Source organism: Dictyobacter formicarum (assembly GCF_016587435.1).
The window spans coordinates 308,348-331,278 of sequence record NZ_BNJJ01000004.1 but is presented as its reverse complement, the minus strand read 5'-3'; the positions used below and the strand labels follow the sequence as shown (position 1 = coordinate 331,278).

The following is a 22,931-nucleotide window of genomic DNA, read 5'->3' as shown; positions in this document are numbered from 1 at the left end:
CTGAAGGATGTATGTAAACAGAGCAACTCAGCTCATTGCATGAAACGTGTGCATTTTCATTGAAGATAATCCGCTGCGAGTACAAAAAGCCCGGTGGCCAGTTGGTCACCGGGCTTTTGATTATGTAATTCCAATACCATCAGCTACCGGAACAGTTACAAATAATGCCATAGCGACGTGAAGAAAGAGTGCAGGTATATTTAAAAGTCACAGGGCTAGGCTATATATGTGAAAACAGGGAGTGTGAGGATGGAGAGAGAACGATGGCGTCTCCTTGTGCGGGGAATTGTGCAGGGAGTGGGGTTCCGCCCTTTTGTATATGGATTGGCTCAACGCTGGCAGTTGAGCGGCTTTGTGCTTAATAATAGTCAGGGCGTGCAGATTGAAATTGAGGGACCACCCACAGCTCTGCGCTCGTTTCAGCAGGCCCTGCGCTCTGAGCTACCTCCGCTGGCACAAATCGATGAGATACAGGTCACGCAGATGGCGACGCATGACGATGCCTCTTTTGTCATCGTTGAGAGTCAGCGCCAGGCTACCAAACACACGCTGATCTCGCCCGATACCGCCATCTGTGCTGATTGCTTACGCGAACTATTTGATCCGCAAGATCGTCGTTATCACTATCCATTCATCAACTGTACCAATTGTGGTCCCCGCTTCACGATTATTCAGGACGTTCCCTATGATCGCGCCAACACAACTATGCGTGCCTTCCAGATGTGCGCGCAATGTCAGCATGAATATCATGATCCATTGGACCGGCGCTTCCATGCCCAACCAGATGCGTGTGCGTGCTGTGGTCCACAGGTGCATCTGACGATGCAGCCAGGCATGGGAATGGAAACGAGCATCTCCGCCACAGCGATTGATCAGGCCGCAGCCTTCCTGGCACAGGGAAAGATACTGGCAGTGAAAGGACTGGGAGGCTACCACCTGGCCTGCGATGCCTTCAATGAGCAGGCGGTACAACGTCTACGTCAGCGTAAACAGCGGGAAGTCCGGCCCTTTGCTTTAATGGTGGCAACCACAGATAGTGCGCGCCAGCTATGCCACATGACCGCTGAAGAAACTGCTCTGCTGGAATCCTATCGGCGTCCAATCGTGCTACTAGAGCAGAGGGAAGGGCAGCAAGTCGCTCCCAGTGTGGCGCCAGGATATCACACGCTGGGAGTGATGCTCCCGTATACGCCGCTCCATTATCTTCTCCTTGCGGCCTGCCAGAAGTACTTCAAACCAGATAAACCCATCGTACTGGTTATGACCAGTGGCAATATCAGCGATGAGCCCATCGCTTATCGCGATGAAGATGCCCGCACTCGCCTGACAGCGATCAGCGACGGCATCCTGGCGCATAACCGCGACATTTTCATTCGCTGCGACGATTCGGTAACACGAATAACCCGAGCGGGACCACAGTTCATACGCCGCTCGCGCGGCTATGTACCAGAGCCATTGACGCTCCCGTGGTCAATCTCAAGACCCATCCTGGCCTGCGGCGCCCACCTCAAAAATACATTCTGCCTCGCCAAAGACAAACAGGCCTTTATCAGCCACCATATCGGGGACCTGGAAAATCTGGAGACGCTGCTCTCTTTCAAAGAAGGCATTACACATTTTAAGCAACTCTTTGATATCCAGCCAGAAGTAGTCGTGCACGACCTCCACCCCGACTACTTAGCCACCCGCTACGCATTAGAGCTGGATCTACCAAAGATCGGTGTACAGCACCATCACGCCCATATCGCCAGTGTCATGATCGAACACGGTCTGACCGAAACGCTAATTGGCATTGCTCTCGACGGTTCTGGATACGGTCCTGATAATGCGATCTGGGGGGGCGAAATATTACAGGCAAACCTGAGTGATTTTGAGCGCTGCTTCCATCTGGCATATCTACCATTGCCAGGTGGTGAGCAGGCCATTCGACAACCCTGGCGCATGGCCGCAACCTATCTCTCAGCGGCCTATGGCCCAGATTTTCAGCAGCTAGATATTCCTTTCAACCGACACCTACCAGTCCAGACCTGGAAAACGTTGGAGCAGATGATCGAGCGCCACCTGAATTGCCCGCTCACCTCTAGCATGGGAAGACTTTTTGATGCGGTGGCCGCCTTACTGGGCATTCAGCTACAGGTGCAATACGAAGGGCAGGCCGCCATCGAGCTGGAACAGCTGGCCATAACGTGTACAGAAAGCCAGCCATGTTGTTACCCTTACTATATCTCAACCTCGACAGGTGAAATGAATGTACTCCCTATGATCCGCGCCATCACCAGGGACATTGAGCAGCATATAGCTACAGCAACCATCGCGCGCCGCTTTCACACCACGATCGCTCACCTGCTCGTCACCGCCTGTAATGAAGTACGCTACCAGAGCGGTCTACAAAAAGTAGCGTTAGGAGGGGGCGTTTTTCAAAATCAAGTGTTATTAGAGGATCTCATGCATCAGCTGAGACGGCACTCCTTCACTGTCTATCTCAACAAAAAAGTGCCAGCCAACGATGGAGGGCTGAGCCTGGGGCAACTCGCAGTGGCAGCGGCGCGATAAAAAAAGTAGCCGGATAACTCATTTGAAAGGATGTGGGGACGTTTCTACTTATAATAAACTAAAAAAACCATGTGGCCATACCCTACAGTCAGGATATGGCCACTCAACTAATTAACGATGGCGTCCGCGATGGCGTCCGCGATGACCGCGATGACGGCGATGACGGAAGTGATGGCGGAAGTGACGGAAGCGACCGAAGCCGAAACCATAGCCACCGAAGCCGAAACCATAGCCAAAGCCCAGGCCACCACCACAACCACCGAAGCCAAAGCCGTAGCCACCACAGCCACAACCACCGAAGCCGAAGCCGCGGCCACCCCACCCACCATTGACTGCCTCCAAGTCCATGTCAGACAGCTCCTCAGCATCTACATTGGCCAAAAATGCTGGATATGCCTGCTCACTCAGGACATCTACGCGCTGATCTGCTTTGCTGCTAAACATCACGTTCATCCTTTCGTAAAGTATCAGGAAGTCCTACCGGGGAAAACTCCGGGGGGCCATGTACAATTTCATATTTACTCGATTATTTTTTATATGTCAAGTCTACTATAAGTAGCTCATTCGATGCACTTTAATCATATATTAATCTATTTTTGTTGAGCATGGATCGATCTAATAGCAATATGCCAGAGTCTGCTGCTTGTAAAATGAGCGTTTGCGACAAAAAAAAGCTGTTCGGAGGCTGAAAATGACATTTTTTGGTGGACTGAGGGGAGAAAAAAAAGATACAAAAAAACCGGCCAAAAATAAAACTCATGATAAAGCAACTTCCTTAATAAATCCATATTGTAGACTTATATGTTTTTCTGCTTGCCAGAATACATTAGCAAAAAACACAGCCCGCAGGGAATGGATGTGACTGGAAGCGCTCTTCCATAGAGTATTCATGTATGTAGTTGCTTGGCGCAGACAGGTATGGATCGCCAGGCACGCAAAAATGATTGAGAGCAAGCGCACTTAGACAGGATAGCAGCACTATGAGAGCAGCAACCCCGGAAGAAATTGCTGCTCTCAGGTCAACCGTATGTATTATCATGCGGTAAAATGCATGAGCATACAAGCTGCTAGTGGCGATGTCCATGGCGATGTCCGTGGCGATGTCCGTGGCGGCGATGGCGTCCGCGACGGCGTCCGCGACCGCGCCCGAAACCATAGCCACCGTAGCCGCCAAAGCCAAAGCCGAAGCCATAGCCAAAGCCACAACCACCGAAACCAAAGCCACCACAGCCGCCGAAACCAAAGCCACCACAGCCACCAAAGCCATAGCCGCCGTAGGCACCACAGCCACCACCATTCCATCCACCGGTGACGGCTTGCAACTCATTGTCAGACAATTCCTCAGCATCCACATTCACTAAAAATGCTGGATATGCCTGCTCACTCAGGACATCTACGCGCTGATCTTTTTGACTGTCAAACATCACGTTCATCCTTTCATAAGGTATCAGGAAGTCTCACTGGAAAATTCCAGGTGGCCATGTGCCACTTCATATGTACCCTATAGTGATTTATATGTCAAGTCTGCTATAATTTATGTATTCGCTAAATTTAATAATAAGTTAATCTATCGATTTCATCGCATGTTGATCTAATAGCGATATAATGGAATCTATCACTCGTATAAAGGAAGATTCCAAAGTGAGAAGCTATCTGACGGATGCATTGAAGCCTGCTGGTGACTCAAAATGGGAAGAAAAATGAGAGGAAAAAAGCGGCCAAAAATAAAATTCTTACTGATGCAACTTCCTTTGTTGTTCACCAGTATACGTTACTTCGTTTTCATGTCCGCGGATTTACGCTCGCTATAGCTGAAACTATTTATAAATAGTTGAGCCTGACAGCGAAATTTTAAGTAGCATGTCGCGGCACATACAATTAATTTCTGCGCCACCACCCCGAGCTGAGCAGAAAGTTTCAACGTTTCTGCTCAGTCCAGAATATGGCAAAGGATGTGTGGTCATGCAGCCGATAGCATGACCACACAATCTACTAACGACGGCGTCCGCGACGGCCTCGTCCGAAGTTGCCGTAGCTACCGTAGCTGAAGCTGGCAAAGCCGAAGCCTAAACCGGAGCCGAGGCCACCACAACCGCCGAAGCCAAAGCCGTAACCGCCAAGGCCACAACCGCCGCCAAAGCCGTAGCCGAGGCCACCGAGGCCTAAACCACCGAAACCGAAGGCGAAGCCGTAGCCACCACCGTAGCCACAACCACCATGGGCACCGGTGACGCTCTGCAGCTGTGCGTCAGACAATTCCTCAACATCTACGTTTACCAAAAATGCTGGATATGACTGAGTATCCACATGCTGGTCTTTGTCGCTGCTAAACATCAGATTCGTCCTTTCATAAAGTATCAGGAAGTCTCACTGGAAAATTCCAGGTGGCCATGTGCCACTTCATATGTACCCTATGATGATTTATATGTCAAGCCTACTGTAATTTACGAATTCAGCAAATTTAATAATAAGTTAATCTATCGTTGCTTATGCCTATGCATTTAATAGCGGAATACAGGAATCTATGATTAACAGAAGGGAAAATCTAGCGCAAAAAGCCAGACAATAGGTGATGATGACCTTTTTAACGGGTCAATAGAGGGGGAGAACTTGTTAAAAGAAAGCCAGCCAAAACTAGAATTCCTATTAAGGCAACTGCTTCTAATATCAACCAGTATAGGCTGTATTGCTTTCGTACCCGCTGATAAATACCTATAGAGACCACAACTATAAGAAACACGATGATCTTTATGAGTAAGGCTCTTCCATAAATAGTATTGAAGAGGCTAGAAATATGAGCGATCTGTAGCCAGCTTAAAACCAGCCCTGAAATAAAGAGTTCAGCCACCGCAGTGGCTGCCAGATAGCCAAAGCGTGTGAGAAGTACACTCCTTTGTGTAAACAGTTTCTGGTGTCTCCAGAGAGCGAATAAACTGCTCAGCCCGCCAACCCACATGCCCATCGCCATAAGATGAATCATATGCGCCAGCAAACTCAGCCATGGTGCGCGTGAACTGGTAGCGTGACTGCCCAGGCTGTCAATCAGTGACAGCACAATACCTATCGCGCAGGCAAATAGAACTCCCCTTTTCTCTCCCTGCTGTACGACACCCACTCCTATCCAGAGAAGAAGAGCAGCTCCCAGGCGCAAAGAGAGTAGCCAGCCAAATTGAGTGGACAGCAAACCGCTAATGACTTCAAAGCTCAAACCCTGGCTGCTAGCCAGGCTGAGACTCTGTACCAGCAAGGCCAGCGGCTCAGCCAGAAACAGCGCTCCCAGGCCATATTTTGTCAGTTGTAAAAGCCGTTGCTGAACATCTTCTATGGTTGGCAAGTGTAGCGGATAAATAATGAGCCAGAGGAAGGCCAGGGTACCAAAGCCAAGGGCATAACCCAGAAAGTGCAGTAACTGTATTCCCACTTGCAATGCCGTATATTGGAGCGGCAGTTGCTCCTGCTCACCAGTGTTGGCCCAGGGACCAGCCACCCGGCCAACACTAAATACATATTTGCCACTGACTGGCTGGGTGTCCTGAGAAAGTACCTGCCAGCTAACCAGATAACTCCCTTTCGTATGGGCGTCAATGCTCATCTGTACCTGATCGTCGGAGATAGTAACTGCTCCATGTGCCAGTTGCTGGCCTGAGGGAGATAAAATGGTAATCGTCTGTCCAATAGGCTGGACCGGCTCGGAGAACGTTAGCCGCAGCCGCGACGGTGGAGCGGCCAGCACACTATTTGCAGCCGGTTCTGCACGTAGCAAGCTAGCATGCAAGGACCTGGCCAGCGCAGGTCCCGGCTGCGTTAGCCATAAGCTTATCAGCGCACTGCATATAATGATTAGAAGTAGCCCCCGGCGGCCCAATAACCAGCAAGTCGATAGACGCATAGACTATTTTCTCACATTTCATCACCATAAGCATTGGCAAGCTGACACAGCCATTTAAACGCTTTCTGCTAATGGAGTATCCATAGCAGTCGGCGTATCATCTACCAGTAAGGGGCGCGTCCGAGTCTTGCGGCCAATACGAATGACCATGCCAGAGGCGCAGAGGCAGAGCAAGCCAGCTAAGATAAAGCTGATCTGATATGATCCTAGCCAGGTGCGCAGCAGTCCAGCAAAAAAAGCTGCTGTCGCAGCTCCCAACTGATGGGATGCAAAGATCCAGCCATAAATCACACCTGCATTGCGTACACCAAACAATTCAGTAGTCAAACGGGCCGTTGGCGGCACGGTAGCCACCCAATCCAAACCATAGAAAACAACAAATACAGCCAATGTGAGATATGACGAGCTCAGCGCATAAGGTAAGAGTAGCAGCGAGCAGCCACGCAATCCATAGTACCAGCAGAGCAACCAGCGATTATCGATACGGTCGGACAACCAGCCAGAAATAGTTGTGCCAAACAGATCAAATATACCGATTACAGCCAGCATACTGGCGGCTGTCACTTCGGTAATGCCATGATCCATCGATGCTGGAATCAAGTGGGTACCGATTAAACCATTGGTGGTTGCGCCACAAATAAAAAAGCTGCCAGCCAGCAACCAGAAATCTGGTGCCTGTAATCCCCTCACCAAACTTTCGATGGCGGTTACAAATGGGTTAGCAGTGCTAGGCGTAGTCGCTCCTTCATCCTGAGCGTCAGCCCCATAGGGCAACACCCCTATATCTTGAGGTCGCTCACGCATAAAGATGGCTACCAGAGGAACAACCAGCAAGGCCGCCCCGGCAGTGGTCAAAGCCGCCGATCGCCAGCCATAGGTCACCGCCAGCGCCGCCAATGCCGGCAAAAACACCAGTTGTCCTGTTGCATTGCTAGCAGAAAACAACCCCAGCACCAATCCTCGACGTTTCACAAACCAGCGATTCGCCACCATCGTCCCTAGCACTGATGTAATTGCACCAGTAGCAAGGCCCACCAGCAATCCCCACAGCAGATATAATTGCCACGGCTGACGCATAAGCACCGTCAGACCAGCGGAGAACGCAATAAGGAGCAAGGCAATCAGCATGACACGCCGAATCCCAAAGCGATCCATCACCGCCGCCACAAAGGGTCCGCTTAAGCCAAAAAACACCAGATTGATCGAAATAGCCAGCGAAACAGTCGCCGCGCTCCAGCCAAACTCATGCTCCAATGGTACCAGTAAGATACTGGGGGTAGAGCGCATGCCAGCGGCAGCCAACAGCGCCAGAAAGATTATAGCAGCGATAATCCAACTATAGTGTACACGTAATCGTGTCGATGGTGACATGCTTTTTCCTTCTTTGCTAACCATGCATATGTGCTACAGAGATCGATTCAATATATTTAGCAGGTGGCTGGACAATGGGCAGCTATCAGTAAACGGGCAGCATCTTTTACAGCTAGAGCCGGACCCTCAGAACCAAAAATAGGAGTGGTCGCAAAGACGCCTTCCATCAGCAACAGCAATTGATCAGCCAGCAGGGCAGGCCGGGCAGCAGTGGTTTGCTGACAAATAGAGCACAGGCGTTGCCGCACCTCATGCTTGGTTGAATAAGGCAAGAGATGTCCCGGATGGGTGACAGCAGGAAATTCGGTTGAAGCATTGATGAATGCACAGCCTCGATAGCCTGGTACGCTCACTTTCTCAATCAGCGCCTCAAATAGAGCACATAATTGTTCCCGGGGCGCCCCTGCATAGGGCTCAATCGCGGCATCAAACCAGGCCAGGAAAGCTACTTTGCGCTGCTCTAAGTAGGCTTCAATCAAGGCATCTTTAGAACGAAAATGATAATAAAAAGTGGCCTTCGCTACCGAAGAACGTTCAATGATGGTATCGATACCAATTGAACGGATACCTTGCTGGTAGAACAATTCGGATGCCACCTCCAGAATACGGTCACGCGCGGAACGCACCTGAGTTTCCATCGCTACTCCTCCCATCATTGCCAGCTTCGCGTCGCTATCAAGGGTATACAGACGAGCTATACCGGCCTTACCATACAGACCTGTCTGTATGGTAACATATATCGAAATTATAAGCTAGAGGTATGATTAGAAAAAAGCATAGATATACAGAATGGCACGCTAATAAGTAGGAATCAGTGTTCCTTTACATCCCAGACAAAGAGGTTGCCGCTGATATCGGTAGAAAGGATACGATCTATACTGGCATTGGGAACCCAGGCAATCGCGTCCACAGGCGTTTTGTGGCGCATATACGTACAGACCAGTTGACCATCGTTATTGTCGCCTGAAACGTTCCAGACCTGGACTTCGCCGTTTTTGTTTGTTGAGGCCAGATATTTGCCGTCTGGCGACCAGGCAATAGCTCCATTCCAATTGGTTTCCGTGGTACTTCTCGTGTTATAGACACCATCAATTAAGGTTACCCGATCATGAACATGAATCACGCCGTCAGCCAACGTATAGGCCAGGCGCGTCCCATCTGGCGACCACGACAGTCCAATTACAGTTCGGGGGAGGCTTAAGTACGGTATAGGCTCCTGAGCCAGGGTAGAATGGCCAGTGCGCGCATCCCACATCTCAATCTTCCAGGCTTGCTGACCATCGCGGTCTACCGAAGCGCTAACCGATGCCAGCACATCCCCTTCAGGTGGCCAGGCAATGGCGGTAATGGTACCCTGTTGAGCAGTATAGCTGGTCAAATAATGTCCTGTGATGGTGTCCCAGATTGAGATAGTAGTGACGACGCTCATATCATTCAGGGCCAACGCGACGTAGTGGCCATCAGGAGAGAAAGAGGCGACGGGAATCTGCGAGTTAGTAGGAATAGCAAAAATAGTCTGCTGGTTATCCTTACGGACCTTTATGGTTCCTTGCTGCAGTTCAGCGGTATAAAACGAATGGTTAACGCGCGCTAAATCCAGAATCCTGGCCGAGGTGTTATACATAGTGATTGACTGATGCGCAATAGCATTCGCCATCTGCACAGTTCCCTGCCCATCCGCCCAGGCAAACTGTACTTTGTCCAGCCACCTGATACCCGCACTTTTTCCGCCATTATCATGATAATGGGCGTACTCGATGATGTGATTGCTCTCTGCGGGTGCCATCAAAGGTGGCGGCAGGATAGCAATGGCACAGATCAACAAAATACCCATCAACATGCTAATACCAACAGGTCGGATCAATCTGGAAATGCTTGTCAGTCGGGACAAAAAATGTAATGGGAGAAGATGATCTGAAGCTAATGGTACATCATCGGAAGGCGGCGGTGACTGTGCTATGGCTGGCGTTTGCTCTTCATGAGCCATGAAGATGCTCGCCTCAAGGGATGGCAGAAAAGTGTCCGCTGAGCTTTGTTGTTGGCTCTGCCAATGTTGGAGGGCAACAGTTGCCAGGCCGCCTAATACTTCTTCAGCCGCTTGCTGTACGTTGGTATCGCTATCCTCCAGCGCACGCAGCAGGAGTGAGCGTGGAACGCGCTCTCCCAAATCTCCTAAAGCCAGCACAGTGGCCTCGCGCACCATCCAGGAGCGATCATGCAAACAGGCGCTCAATGCATCCAGTGGAGCGCGTTCTCCCAGTTTGCCGATCGCGGTCACCGCGGCGGAGCGGACCGTTTCGTCCTGGTCCCCCAGGGCATACACCAGCGCATCTAATGGCACTCGTTGGATATGCTGGCCAAGCGCCTGCACAACACAAGAGCGCACGTGCCAATCTGAATCATAAAGAGCGCCCAGTAGAGGGGCCAGGGGAATATCTTCTTTCAATGTACCCAGTATACGAGCGGCAGCGGCTCGCACGGCTTTATGTTCATCCTGTAAAGCGGCCAGGAAAACATCCAGGGGAACTCGCGCTTCCATGCGCCCCAACTGCTTCAGGGCGCTGACACGCACGGCCCAATCGGGATGCTGCAAATCCGCCAGTAGTTGTTCATCTGAGCGCGCATGAGTTGCAGCGTTATTACCCAGGCCAAGATAAGTTAAAGGTGGCAGCGACAACTCAGGCGCATCATCACTCTTACCATGTAGCCACTGTCCAGAGGCATTTTCGCGCTCTGGAAATTCCTGGTGATCGCTTTCATTCTTCGCCATCGAAAATTACCCTACCATATTCACCTGCATCTGCGATATCTTCCTCAGTTGCTGAATACCACGGCGTACATACACTTTTACTGTGCCCAATGGCTGGTTAAGCACTTCAGCCACTTCCTGAAGGCTAAGCTCTTCAAAATAATATAAACTTACCACAGCCTGGTAATGTCGAGGTAAGGACGCCACCAGCGCCTCTAGCTCCTGTCGGCGTTCCAGCTGTTCGAAAACTTCCTCTGGATTGACGCCATTCTCATCGTCGGCCTCAAACCATTCGTGCTCTTGTCTCTCTTCCAGGGCGACAGATAAACCTTGCTGCTCAGGTGAACGACTAACAAAATTATAATAAAGGTTCCAGGTAATCTTATAGAGCCAGGCACGCACCTTGAGTTCCTGCCGCTGCCGAACCGAGTACCGCTCCAGCGCCACATAGGCCCGAATAAACACTTCCTGGACGATATCTTCGGCATCCTGAGGATTTCCAATGCGTGCCATTACAAATGCCTTCAATTGCTGCCAGTAAAGCGCTACCAGGCGCTCATAGTAGGCATCAACCTCGTTGGCAAACTGGGCCAGGCTCTTCTCACCGCTCACATCCATAACACTCCAGTGTGTTCTTGCTCCTCTCTAGGAGAAAACACAATAAAATGATTTCTGGTTACACCGCTTGCTTCAAAAAGACATATTCTCATTTACAAATCCAACAAACCACTGAGCCGGAGAATATCTCGCTGATGAAATCTTGCAGGGTATATATTTGATACGCTGAAAAGAGCTACAATGGCTTCGAAATGTGACTTATTTTAAACGAATCTGCCTCAAATTTCTCCATTCGGGAGAATCTGAGTTTTGACGCCTTCGCCGCGCCTGACCTTTTCAAGCGCACTCGGGAAGTCTTCAAGAGGCAACGCCAGGGTGAGCATGGCTTTGGTATCGATGGCTCCGCTACTCATCAGATCTACCGCGGCACCATAGGAGAAGAGGACGGCCATTGAACCCAGAACAGTGATTTCATCGTTGTAGATACGGAAAGGCGACAGCGAGATACGCGCCTCCTGAGGAGCAACGCCAAAGACCATAAATTTGCCGCCCCGCCGCACAGCGTTAAACGCGGCCTCCATCGCTTGAGAGACGCCCGTAGCATCAATAACGCAGTCAAAGCCCAGTGGCTCATCTTTCAGCAGCGCGGCGATATCTGTTCCGGTGCGATAAGCGCCCAGTTGCTCAGCCCGCTTTAAGCGCTGCGTATTGGTATCGTTAACTACCACCTGCGAGGCCCCACCGCGCAATAAGAGTTGCAACAGGAGCAGTCCCATCGTTCCAGCTCCAACGATCAAGCACTTATCACCAAGGCGAGGATTGAGCCGATGAATGCCATGTACCGCACAGGAAATAGGCTCAATTAAGGCCGCTTCACGATATGAGATGCTATCAGGCAACAGGTAAGCGTTGGCCGCTGGCACTTTCACGTATTCAGCAAAAGCGCCGTCTACAGTATCACCGATGGCCGCCCAGTTCTGGCAAAGATTACCATGGCCAACGCGACAAAAATCACATTTTCCGCAAAACAGTGATGGATCAACCGCCACACGCATTCCCGGCCTGAATTTTGCCGTCACCGGGTCTTTTCCTTGCTGGATATTACTACCTACCATCACTACTTCGCCAGCGAACTCATGCCCAGGCACAATTGGATAGGGGGTGGGAGGGAATTCTCCCTCAGAAATATGCAGATCAGTGCCACAGATCCCACAGGCACCCACACGAATAATCAGATCATCCACGCCTGGAGTAGGATCAGGCCTCTCACCGACGCGTATCGTTCCTGGTCTATCAATAATAGCTGCACGCATAGTAATCGCTCCTTCGATAAAAATGTGAGTTCAAACGTCCTTTTATTGATACGTCTCTCAAGAGACTATCCGCTGACCCTACCCGCTGTCAAGCCTGTTCGGCTACTTATCGGCACAGATAGTAGACACGTAGAGCTAATGCTAGAGCTTTTTCATGGGTCAAGACTACAAGAAAAAGCGGCATAAATAAGGATAAAAAAAGGGAGAGGAAATAGCCAGAATGGGCAATCACAACCAGAACCCTTTTTATTCAGAGCGCCCCTGGACCTGGGGAGCGCAGGCGTCCCCAATCTCTTGTTCAATGGCTGGTACATGCAGGGTGCACAGCGCCCTGCATGTACCAGCCATTGAAAGTATCTGAAGTCCATTACTATGGGAAGTAAAGCGCCCCTGTGCGGGCGCATGCGCACCCGAGCCCTTTTATACGTTGGTGCCGCATTCGCGCAAAGCGCGAATGCGGCACCAACGTATAAAAGGGCTTTTGATCGCTGTAAACGCGTAGTGTCATAGGTGCTGACGAGGATGTCGGGGACATCACGAGCATGCCGGGGGCATGATCTCCTCCTCCTTGCTTCAGCTTGAAGCTGGGGAGTCAAACACCCTCAAAACCTACGTCTCATCTGGCAGCGGTGAATCATAGGGGACAGTTCCCCAATACACCAGCTTTCCGCCCACTCGCATCAGCAAAATACCCAGTTTCCTTACACTCAATCTGCCGGCCCGCCGCCAGGAGAAATGCCTGTTTGATACAGGTGCATGGATGCGCTTCTGCTCAGACTCTTTCAAGAGCATACGGATATACATCAATGAGAGCATCTGATTATTATATGGAAACATAGAGACTGGTTACTCCTTATTATGGCTGCAACTGTACTATTGTACGGTTGTCCTATCACTGCACCACAAACAAAACGTTTCCAGATCCGACCGTGTACACGACAATGAGCGCTACAGAGTTTTCTTTACTTGAGCAGCACGAATCAGTGATCACATATGTTACAAAAGGTAAACGACATACTAGCTCTTTGTCGTATGTCTTTTAATTACACGTTCGTTGGCAGCCATAATTTTCTCCTGTTCTTCCATCTCTGCAACCACCTGATAGCCACTATAGAGGTATGGCTGGATAAAGAAGTCCTGGGCAAGCAAGTGGTGAATGCCATAGTGTGGATGGCGATGATGGATATCACAGAGCACCATGATGTTATCTTCCGAATCAATGAACTCTTCCAGAGTCTGGTGATCCTTAATCTGAGGAAAAGTGATGTGCAGTTTCTTGGGATCGCAGGCGTTGAGCAGGCTGCGCTCGATGGGATAGTGATGCGTCTCGATAGCGCTGGCCTTAAAAGGATTCTCGTGTGGATCTTTCAAGGTTGATTTCCGCACCCGAGCCCTTTTGGCCACAGGGCAGCCCTTTTGCACCATAGAAATTCATTTTAAGTGCCGAATATGACATAATAATAAAGAATTATTTAATAATACGAATTAAAAAGCCGCCCTCTTGTGGTTATGTATTATAGAAGATACATACAAATTGGTACTCCAACGTATAAAAATGAGGATATAATGCAGAAAAATCTATCATCGCCTGAACTACCTTCTGTCACCGAAGAAATTACCCATCCGCAACCACAGCACACTACCACTTTGATGAAGAAAATACCGCCTCAGATTTTTGCGCTGCTGGCCATGGTCTCGGTCCAGACGGGCGCGACCGTAAGTAAAAGTCTGTTCCAGAGCATTGGACCACTGGGGGCGACTTTTTTGCGCCTGGGGTTTGCGGCCATCCTGTTGTTGCTCTTCTGGCGTCCAGATATTCGACATCTTACCCGTCGACAAATCGGATTGAGCATTATATTTGGAGTCGCCATTACCTGTATGAACGCCTCTTTTTATATGGCAATCAATCGTATTCCTTTAGGGATCGCGGTGACGCTTGAATTTGTGGGACCGCTGGGAGTGGCGCTCTTGCAGTCTCGCCGCCTGAAAGATCTGCTATGGGCAGCCCTGGCCGCCACAGGCATTATTTTGCTGGCACCGATTGGAACGACCAATGTCGATCTGATTGGCGCCATCTTTGCTCTCATCGCGGGCATCTTCTGGGGAGTCTATATTATCTCCAATGTGCAGGTTGGGCGTGCCTTCTCTGGTGGACAGGGGTTGGCGCTCTCAATGCTGGTCTCGGCCTGCCTGATCGCTCCCTTTGGCATTGCTACAGGCGGACCAATGGTCTTTAAGCCATCTATCTTATTGATTGGCCTGGCCGTCTCCGTGCTCTCAACCATCATCCCCTTTTCGCTGGAGATGGAAGCACTGCGCCGCTTACCATCGCGTGTCTTTGGTATCTTCATGAGCGTAGAGCCAGCGATGGCCGCCATGATCGGCTTTCTATTTCTCCACGAGCTCATTACGGCGCGCGACCTGGTGGCCATGCTCTTGATCATCACGGCCTCCATCGCTACTTCGCTGGAGACCAAAACGCTCCATCAATAAGGCTGGCTGGTCAGTATCATTAGCCTCAAAAAAAATTACTGTTATACGTCTAATATACAGATATGTGTATCAGTAATGCAAAACTGTAAAAGTAGCATTTCCCCCTATCCAGAGCGGCACTGAAGCTGCATCAAAGGGAACACGCCCATGACGGACCACATCATCTTCATCCATGGCGTTAACACTCGCGAGGCAGGTGTTGAACCGACCTATGCAGACGCCTTAATTAAACAGTTGTATCGGCAAAATGAAACACTGGACAATCCATTAGACCTCAATATGATTCCGCTCTATTGGGGAGATGTGAATCAAGCGGATGAAGCAGCATTGCTGCAATTCTACGAACGTTCTCCACTCTGGAAAAAGATGAATTTTATCGGTGTTCGCAGCAATCAGCTTCTGCAATTTACCGGTGATGCGGCCCTCTATATTAGTCGCTTTGCGGGTATCAAAGTGATTGAAAGATTACGCCTGCAAACCATAGCAGGTCTGCGGCAGAATGGCAGGCCTGGTCCTCGTCCAGGTGATCGCTTTCACCTGGTCACGCATAGTATGGGAACAGTTATTCTGTATGATGCGCTCTTCAGCGCCCGCTGGGATCCCGAAAAAACCTCTGACTATCAGGGCGTTGAAGAGATACGTGAGGCTATCTTTGGTTTAGGTGCTCAGCCTGGCCAGGGTTTACCTCTCTGTAGCATCCACACCATGGGCTCGCCAATCAGTATCTTCAGTCTGATCATGATCAAAAATGGCAATGGCGTTATGGATAGCATACCGAACACGCATGATATTACTCCCAGACTGCAGCAGCTCCTTACGGCGTTACACACGATTCTAAGGCGCAAACTGCCATGGCGCAACTACATCCATCCCGGTGATCCTGTGGCGTATCCTCTAGAAGATTTGCTCTATGCCATGATTGACCCACAGCAGGAGCTGTTAGAGATCAATGATGTCCTGACGCAAGAACCAGGCATCCTTGATCCTCTCCTCAATACACAAATTGTAGGAGAGGTCGCCGAGATTGCGCTCTTTGGCGGCAAGGCACACAATAGCTATTGGACAAACGAGCTGGTCGCCAGCCAGATTTTTGAGACGCTCCTCCAGGCCAGTCAGATAGCTGCCCTGAACAATCCAATGCTTCAGGACCCCGATCTAACGGCTTAATAACCAGCAACCCCGGACGCTATGCTCTAAATATCATATCTCTGAATATTCGAGTGCACCACAGCAAGAGAGGCAGCGGTATCGTGACCGCTGCCTCTCTTGCTGTGATATGAAAATAAATCAGTTGTGGATATGTAGCAAGTCATTGACGTCATTAATCTGCTGGGTCATCCAGGTACGTAGATCGTCGGTTTCTACTTCATGGCGAGCGCGCTCGGCCAGTAGCTTCCTTTCTTCCCTGGGGAGCATCAATGCTTTATAGAGAGCATCAGCAGTTTCGTTGCGGCTGGCTGGCGATATGGCGATCGAAGCATTTTCTAACTGCTGGAAAGCGCCGCTGGTACGAGAGAGCACCAGCACACCATCGTTTGTATTGACGGCCGCTCCTTCTTTAGCCACCAGATTCATGCCATCGATCACAGAATTTACGAGCAAGACATCGTAGAATTGCAGCGCCGCCAGGGCAGTGGTGCGATCATTTTGTACAAAGGTATGGATGGGCTCCCAATCCTTGGTGCCATATTTCTTATTGATCTCTTCGATCACTTTCATGGTCTCATTGTGATATTCCCGATAGAGAGGAAGAGATTGGCGTGAAGGGATCAGAAAGGCCAGGAAGGTCGTTTGTCCGTGTAGCTCCGGATGCTGCTCCAGCAAGGTCTCATAAGCCAGGAAGCCCTGCACAATATTTTTGGTGGGCTCAATGCGATCGACACGCATCAGTGTATATTTGTTCAGCAAGGGCTTAATTTTTTCGGCAGCATGTTTGCCTGCATTGCTACGCACCAGGCGACGCTCATCGGAGACCGAAATAGAGATCGGATAATCACGCACAAAGGTCTGGTGATCGTTAAAAATCACACGGCGCTGCTCTAAATCGACTTCGGCATCATCGACAAAGGCGTGCACACCTTCCAGGAAATTATGCGCGTCTCCACGCGTTTGAAAACCAAGAATATCATTACCCAGTAAGCCACGAAAAATATCTTTGGTTATCTCGGTCGGCAGCGAGGAAGCCCAGTAGCGATGTTCGGGCCACGGAATATGAATAAATTGCTGCATCGCCACCGAAGGATGCTGCTGGCGAATCATGCCAGAAGCCAGGTACAGATGGTAATCGTGCAACATGACCAGAGCTTTTGATTCCTGGCTGGTAATTTCCGCACCTACAGCGTCCGCGATAGCTTTGTTGACCTGATAGTAACCTTTATTCCAGATATCCTGCATCTTCTCAAAAGGAAAGACATCCTCGCCTTGCTCTAATAAATAATGTTGCGTAAACCAGAGAACACGATTACTCATCATGTCATAGTGCTTACGATAAGTAGTTTTAGGAACCGTAACATAGCGCAGGCGCACATCAATATCGCGGATAGGAGAGGGCATAACACCATCTTCCGCGGACTTGAGGGCTTCGCGATCACCTTCGGTCATAGCCAGGGCAACCCAGGTAGAGTTGACCTTACTGACTGTGCTCGTCAATGCGGTGACGACGCCTCCCGATCCCCGGCGTGATTTGATCTGACCTTCCTTCGTCTTGAAATACTCAACGGGGCCACGATTGGTGGCAATAATAAGACGGTCAGCCTCTATAGATAATTGGTCTTGTCCAGTCTGAGGTTTTTTTCTGGTTGCTGTAGACATATGATCCCCACCTTCTTCAGTACGACCAAATCTTCTACCTCACTTTACACGAGTCATAAGCACAAAGCAAGACAGAAAGACCGCATAAATAACTATCCAAGAAATACCTTATGGCAATGTCGTCAATCATATACTGATTGATGACAATTAAAGTCTATCACATCTCCCATTATAGTTTACATCATAAATATGCTGTTTGATTGAATGTAGATTAAACCTGATCGTTTACTATAAGAAAATCATTCTTCCTGATATATATGCCAGAGATTTTCAGGAGATAAAACTAGATGCAATCAAAAGAAGGAGGCAATAAAACAAGGAGAGAATCTGGTCAGCGACAAAATATTTCACAAAAACCGCTTAGAACTCAGGTACGGCAAAATTGCTATTCTATATCTAATATAGTTATAGATTTTGCTTTGCACGTTTGTACATACTTTGAATATTCAAACCCCTATAGCTTTAATCCACATAAAAGAGAGAGGCCCGCCCTACTATATTGAGTACCCCTATATCAGGTAGAAAGGATAGGAGCAAACGGGTCTCTTAACTATTATACATATACAAACAATTCCCACCTGCCAGAAGTACATAAAAGATTAAATTTCTACTCGTTCTACTTCTAATTATACTCCTGGTCAGGCAAGAGATTTTACGCAATCTATGCGCGGTCAATAAAATTAGCCAGACGCCATGCAACTCCTCCTGAATTTTTCTACCACATCCATACTAAAAAGAAGCCGGTTAATGAGTGATGCTTTTTCCTACGACTCTTCCTGACCATACGAACCTTCTTCGGCAAAATAAACGACGCGCCGACGACGCGGCACCTGTGGGGCTGGTTTTGGTATATCGACGGATTTGATGTTTACGACCTCGTGATAAAATTTTTGCACTTTAAGCGCAAAAACCGTCACGCAACAAAGAAGTACGCAGCCCCAACCTGCTTCCCAATAATTGCTGATCACATTTAAGACCTTTACTGTTGGGTCCTGGGAAGGGACCTGGACATAGGCGCTCCCTAAAAAGGGAAAGAGTACAATCAAAAGGCCAATAAGGGGAAGTAAGCAGAGGATCATCTGACCCTTCAGTCGCCAGGAAACGCTACTGTTCCAGCTCTCTACGAAAAATATGATGATAAATAAGACCGCCTCGATTGCTATAATGTAACGCATGATGTGCAGCAGGTGATTATTCAGTAGCGTATACATGATAAAAATCGAGCACACTAAAATAAGCAGGATCAAAAAATTATCCCTCTTGATCATCCTACCAGACCTTCCGCTATGTGCGTTTGTTACACATGACTTTTGAGTATTATACATTCTTCCTGCCTGTTTTGTCTCGTCCATCGCTTCTCACTACAAAAATTTTCCTTTCTCCTCAAGCATTTGCGCCTGTTCGTTGCTAGCAAACATTTCATATCGGTGGTGTTTAAGAAGCGACGAAAAATGATCTTCGTTGCGCCGTAACGCAATATGATGACCCCATATTTCTCTATGTAAAGGGAAATATGGGGTCACTATATCAAACAATGCTATTCAGTTTCAGCCAGTTCTGAAGATTCCAACTGCTGCTGGATACGCTGCAGTTTCACGTCCCGACTGGTGCGCGGCGGCAACTCTGGCAGAGTGAGCAGCAGGTCAAAGTTATCATCGCCTGCGATGCGATTGAAGCGCTCAAAGTCACAGCCCAGGCAACGGTGGACCAGCACATATTCGCCATTTGGCCGCTGAAAATAGCCAATCGGCGCCATCCTGGCACTGCATGCGTTCAGGCGGTCACCCTTACTCTCGTCCACATGACAAGAGTAGAGACAAAATGGACAATGGTTTCTATGATGGCCGCCATACGGCAAGGGACCAATAAAGCGGCGGCAGTTTTTGCATTTAAACACGTCGTTCGTGGAACGGTTATGCCGGTGCTGGCGTGTGGGTTTATGAATTGAGTACTCTCGATAGTCGTTATTGGTATGTCTGCGTGTTGTGCGCAATGGTTGTCCTCATCTTTTCTGTCAACAAAAAGTGAATGTTTTTTCGATCGCCATGGCGCCACTGCTGCTCGTAGTGCAGCCTGTACTGTGGCGCAAAAAACCAAAGAGAGGACAAGACGTATTGTTAACATACTGGTACTCATGAAATGACTTCCCTTCCAGTGCCTGACGGCCAATTAAAAAGTGGAGATGCTGTGTACGCGCGCGCACCATCTGGGCACAATAATGCCCGGGATCATGCAAAAAAAGGTGCACAGAAAATTAAGGAAAAGAGTGGAGAGATTTGTGGAGGTTCGCTGCAAAACTATGTCGTGGCTTATCGCTATTTGTTACGCCAAAACCACATAGCAAAAGGAAATCATAACCAATCATTAGCTGCATACATATCTCGTGCATGCCCATCTAATGAACGTTACTTCACGATCAAAACTGTACAGATCTGCACAGTAATTAGCGCCCACCCGCCACAAATTTAATTGAGAGGACTTGCATAAAATCCCTTTCTAGAAAGCAAGATTGCCTGATCAGTATACTGGACCCTCATTTAAAAGTCAAGCATACATATTCGCCTCTAGAAAGGTCAAATCTCACGCCTACACCAACGCCCACACCACACGTAAGCCCGTCCACGCACACGCCCATATGCGAACGCTCCTCGAACACGAAACGTGACGCATTTTATATTTTTCCGTTTCGTGTTATGGAGACGTGGTCGTCATTTATATTTTCCATTTCATGCTTCGGAGGCATTAGCGTAGGCCGCATGGATACATGATGGGTGCTTCGGTCCTTGTTATAGTTCGGTGGTGGTCTGAGCGACGACTACAAGTTCATTCTTGGACGAAGCCAGGCTGTGCAAGATCATGCCAGTGAGAACTAGCAACATACCACCTAGTGAGATCAGTGTGGGAAGTGCGGCCGAAAAGAAGAGGACTTCGCCGATCAGGGTAAACAGCACTTCACCGGCCTGGGTAGCTTCAACGGCTGCCAGATGATGCAGGCTGCCCTTGACCATGTCGGTGGCGCTAAAAAAGAGGATGGTGGCAATCACGCCTGAGGATATAGCTACAATCAAGGCCTGCAAAGATTGGCCTGCGCTGGGTGGGCCGACCGTGAACCAGCCATATATCGAGAGACCTAGCCAGAGCGGCAGGCTACAGATAGTCATACCGAGCACACGCTGGTATGTATCGAACTTGCCTTCACATACCTTCATCATCTTGCGGTTTCCTAATGGATAGGCAAAGGCCGCCACGACAATTGGTACGACACCAAAGAATATATCTCGTCCAGCAATATGCGTGGCATGTTCAAATTGCATCACGCCAACGCCCAGCACAATCAGCAATGACAACAGTAAACCACGACGTGGCAAACGCTTCCTGACTTTCTTAGGTCCATATGGCGTAGCCACCGTTTCATGAAAGAAGGGAACTAGCAAGGTTCCAGCAATAATAGTGATTTGCCAGGTGCCGGCCACGAGCCAGCCAGGCTCAAAAGCAGCAGCAAAACAGATGGGCACATAGAAAAGGCCAAAACCAATCAGGCTCCACAGAAACCAGCGCCAGAAGTGGGTCTTCAACTCTCTCAATAGAGGCATTAGATTTTTGCGGCTCCCCACCAGGAGTAACAAAAAAGGGAGCATAAAGAGGAAACGCAGCGCCGAGGTCCAGATCCAGCTTCCTCCTTCTAGCTGCATAGCATGGTTCAAGATAAAGCTGCAGGCAAAAAAACAAGAGGCAGCAATTCCCAATAAAATCGGCTTCACAGATAATACCTCATCTATAAAAGAGAAAAAAACGCATATATATATAAAATTGTCGCGTAAAATCTTGATCGGATCAGGTGCGGCATAGTGTACAGCCCTGCGCAGGGCACATACTCTTGCGCAGGGCTGTAGTGTTATGGTCTGGCTGCGGTGCCGTCCCAGGTGCGGGCCAGTGTCCACTCGGGGGGACCATCTGAGCAAGGATAGCGGGCGGCCTGTTTCTCGTCGATATCGATGCCCAGGCCGGGCTTCTCATTCGCGTAGAGATAGCCGCCGCGCAGCTCTGGACAGCCCGGGAAAACTTCACGTTCCTGCTCGCTAAAGGCGTGGCCCTCTTGAATGCCAAAGTTATGGCTACTGAGATCCAGGTGCAGGTTGGCCGCATGTCCAACCGGCGAAGTATCGCCAGGACCGTGCCAGGCGGTGCGCACACCAAAGGCTTCGCAGAGCGTGGCCAGCTTTTTCGCGGGCGTCAGACCACCAATCTGGCTGATATGCACACGAATAAAGTCGATCCAGCGATTGGTAATCAAAGGAATCCATTCATGAGGATTGTTAAACAGTTCACCCATGGCAATGGGGGTGGCACATTGTTGACGCAACATGGCAAAATAGTCGTTCTGTTCAGGTGGAAATGGATCTTCCAGGAAGAAGAGCCGATAGGGTTCAAGCTGTTTCGCCAGTTGTATAGCTTCGATGGGTGGCAGGCGCTCATGTACATCATGCAAAAGCTCTATCGCATATCCCAGGTGACTGCGCAAATAGTCAAATAGGCGCGGCACGCTGCGTGCATAAGCCTGAGGATCATAATAGGCGCCCGGCAGAGATTGCTCTGGTGGAACCTTTAACTCGGTACGTCCACCGTAACCACCCCACTGGCAGCGAATATGCTGGTATCCCTGCTCCATGTAAGCCTGCACATTTTCCAGTATCTCCGCCTCATTACGTCCGTCTGCATGACGATAGACGGCCGCCGCTTCGCGGCACTTGCCGCCCAGCAGCTCATACACAGGCATACCCGCCAGTTTGCCCTTGATATCCCACAGTGCCATGTCCACCCCCGAAATTGCGTTATTGAGGGTAGGTCCATTGCGCCAGTAAGAGTTCTGATACATAGTTTGCCAGAGATCTTCGATGCGCATAACATCTTTGCCCAGCAAAAAAGGCTTGAGGTAATCCTCAACCGCAGAACGCACCGTTAATGGACGCTGGGTAAAGGTGGCACAACCAACTCCGTAGAGTTCTGGTTCGCTTGTTTCAACTTTAACGATGACCAGACGACTGGTGTCTGGCATGGTAAGGATGACGCGAACATCTCTAATCGTGATGTTTGACATAATTCCCCTTTTCTAGCCAGTTGCTTACTTTGTGGATAAGCTTAACATTTTTATACAACATTTATCAACCTCGATCGACATAAAAAAACCGACTAC

The 22,931-nt window shown here is 49.4% G+C and carries 19 protein-coding genes; 3 read left to right on the top strand and 16 right to left on the bottom strand.

Features of this window, described 5'->3' with window-relative positions; genetic code table 11:
- Positions 1–249: 249 nt before the first annotated feature.
- Positions 250–2,553, top strand: a complete 2,304-nt coding sequence (gene hypF, locus JMI88_RS08945) for a carbamoyltransferase HypF (RefSeq protein ID WP_201361462.1) — start codon at positions 250–252, stop codon at positions 2,551–2,553.
- A gap of 111 nt (positions 2,554–2,664) precedes the next feature.
- Here hypF and JMI88_RS08940 read toward each other — a convergent pair whose 3' ends face one another.
- The 11 genes from JMI88_RS08940 to JMI88_RS08890 form a co-directional block, all read right to left on the bottom strand.
- A complete protein-coding gene (locus JMI88_RS08940; RefSeq protein ID WP_201361644.1) occupies positions 2,665–2,997 on the bottom strand; it encodes a hypothetical protein in 333 nt (110 codons plus the stop codon).
- A gap of 623 nt (positions 2,998–3,620) precedes the next feature.
- Complete coding sequence (locus JMI88_RS40070; RefSeq protein WP_268905978.1) at positions 3,621–3,977, bottom strand: bacteriocin; 357 nt, start codon at positions 3,975–3,977, stop codon at positions 3,621–3,623.
- Positions 3,978–4,545: 568 nt separating this feature from the next.
- Positions 4,546–4,887 carry a hypothetical protein gene (locus JMI88_RS08930; protein WP_201361461.1) on the bottom strand — a complete coding sequence of 114 codons (342 nt, stop codon included), beginning with the start codon at positions 4,885–4,887 and terminating at the stop codon, positions 4,546–4,548.
- 250 nt (positions 4,888–5,137) lie between these two features.
- Positions 5,138–6,442: a copper resistance CopC/CopD family protein gene (locus JMI88_RS08925; RefSeq protein ID WP_201361460.1), complete on the bottom strand. Its 1,305-nt coding sequence runs from the start codon at positions 6,440–6,442 to the stop codon at positions 5,138–5,140.
- 54 nt (positions 6,443–6,496) lie between these two features.
- Positions 6,497–7,813, bottom strand: coding sequence for an MFS transporter (locus tag JMI88_RS08920; RefSeq protein ID WP_201361459.1), 1,317 nt, complete (start codon positions 7,811–7,813; stop codon positions 6,497–6,499).
- A gap of 56 nt (positions 7,814–7,869) precedes the next feature.
- Positions 7,870–8,451 carry a TetR/AcrR family transcriptional regulator gene (locus tag JMI88_RS08915; protein ID WP_201361458.1) on the bottom strand — a complete coding sequence of 194 codons (582 nt, stop codon included), beginning with the start codon at positions 8,449–8,451 and terminating at the stop codon, positions 7,870–7,872.
- 173 nt (positions 8,452–8,624) lie between these two features.
- Positions 8,625–10,583 carry a HEAT repeat domain-containing protein gene (locus JMI88_RS08910; RefSeq protein WP_201361457.1) on the bottom strand — a complete coding sequence of 653 codons (1,959 nt, stop codon included), beginning with the start codon at positions 10,581–10,583 and terminating at the stop codon, positions 8,625–8,627.
- A gap of 6 nt (positions 10,584–10,589) precedes the next feature.
- Positions 10,590–11,174, bottom strand: a complete 585-nt coding sequence (locus JMI88_RS08905) for an RNA polymerase sigma factor (protein ID WP_201361456.1) — start codon at positions 11,172–11,174, stop codon at positions 10,590–10,592.
- A gap of 224 nt (positions 11,175–11,398) precedes the next feature.
- The gene (locus JMI88_RS08900; protein ID WP_201361455.1) at positions 11,399–12,433 is read right to left on the bottom strand and encodes a zinc-dependent alcohol dehydrogenase family protein; all 1,035 of its coding nucleotides are present in this window, start codon (positions 12,431–12,433) and stop codon (positions 11,399–11,401) included.
- A gap of 609 nt (positions 12,434–13,042) precedes the next feature.
- Positions 13,043–13,270: a hypothetical protein gene (locus JMI88_RS08895; protein WP_201361454.1), complete on the bottom strand. Its 228-nt coding sequence runs from the start codon at positions 13,268–13,270 to the stop codon at positions 13,043–13,045.
- Between the two features lie 180 nt (positions 13,271–13,450).
- Complete coding sequence (locus JMI88_RS08890; protein WP_201361453.1) at positions 13,451–13,837, bottom strand: hypothetical protein; 387 nt, start codon at positions 13,835–13,837, stop codon at positions 13,451–13,453.
- Between the two features lie 162 nt (positions 13,838–13,999).
- Here JMI88_RS08890 and JMI88_RS08885 point away from each other — a divergent pair, with 162 nt between their 5' ends.
- Positions 14,000–14,926 (top strand): EamA family transporter, encoded by a 927-nt coding sequence (locus JMI88_RS08885; protein ID WP_201361452.1) that lies wholly within the window; start codon positions 14,000–14,002, stop codon positions 14,924–14,926.
- 147 nt (positions 14,927–15,073) lie between these two features.
- Positions 15,074–16,093: a hypothetical protein gene (locus tag JMI88_RS08880; protein WP_201361451.1), complete on the top strand. Its 1,020-nt coding sequence runs from the start codon at positions 15,074–15,076 to the stop codon at positions 16,091–16,093.
- A 120-nt stretch (positions 16,094–16,213) separates the two neighbouring features.
- Here JMI88_RS08880 and JMI88_RS08875 read toward each other — a convergent pair whose 3' ends face one another.
- The 5 genes from JMI88_RS08875 to JMI88_RS08855 all read right to left on the bottom strand — a co-directional run bounded on the left by JMI88_RS08875 (position 16,214) and on the right by JMI88_RS08855 (position 22,835).
- Positions 16,214–17,737 (bottom strand): alpha,alpha-trehalose-phosphate synthase (UDP-forming), encoded by a 1,524-nt coding sequence (locus JMI88_RS08875; protein ID WP_201361450.1) that lies wholly within the window; start codon positions 17,735–17,737, stop codon positions 16,214–16,216.
- A 764-nt stretch (positions 17,738–18,501) separates the two neighbouring features.
- Positions 18,502–19,005 (bottom strand): hypothetical protein, encoded by a 504-nt coding sequence (locus JMI88_RS08870; RefSeq protein WP_201361449.1) that lies wholly within the window; start codon positions 19,003–19,005, stop codon positions 18,502–18,504.
- Positions 19,006–19,274: 269 nt separating this feature from the next.
- On the bottom strand, positions 19,275–19,730 hold the full coding sequence (locus tag JMI88_RS08865) for an RNHCP domain-containing protein (protein ID WP_201361448.1): 456 nt from the start codon (positions 19,728–19,730) through the stop codon (positions 19,275–19,277).
- Between the two features lie 793 nt (positions 19,731–20,523).
- Entirely contained in the window at positions 20,524–21,498 is a 975-nt protein-coding gene (locus tag JMI88_RS08860; protein ID WP_201361447.1) for a DMT family transporter, read from the bottom strand.
- A gap of 134 nt (positions 21,499–21,632) precedes the next feature.
- Entirely contained in the window at positions 21,633–22,835 is a 1,203-nt protein-coding gene (locus tag JMI88_RS08855; RefSeq protein ID WP_201361446.1) for an enolase C-terminal domain-like protein, read from the bottom strand.
- Between the last annotated feature and the right edge of the window lie 96 nt (positions 22,836–22,931).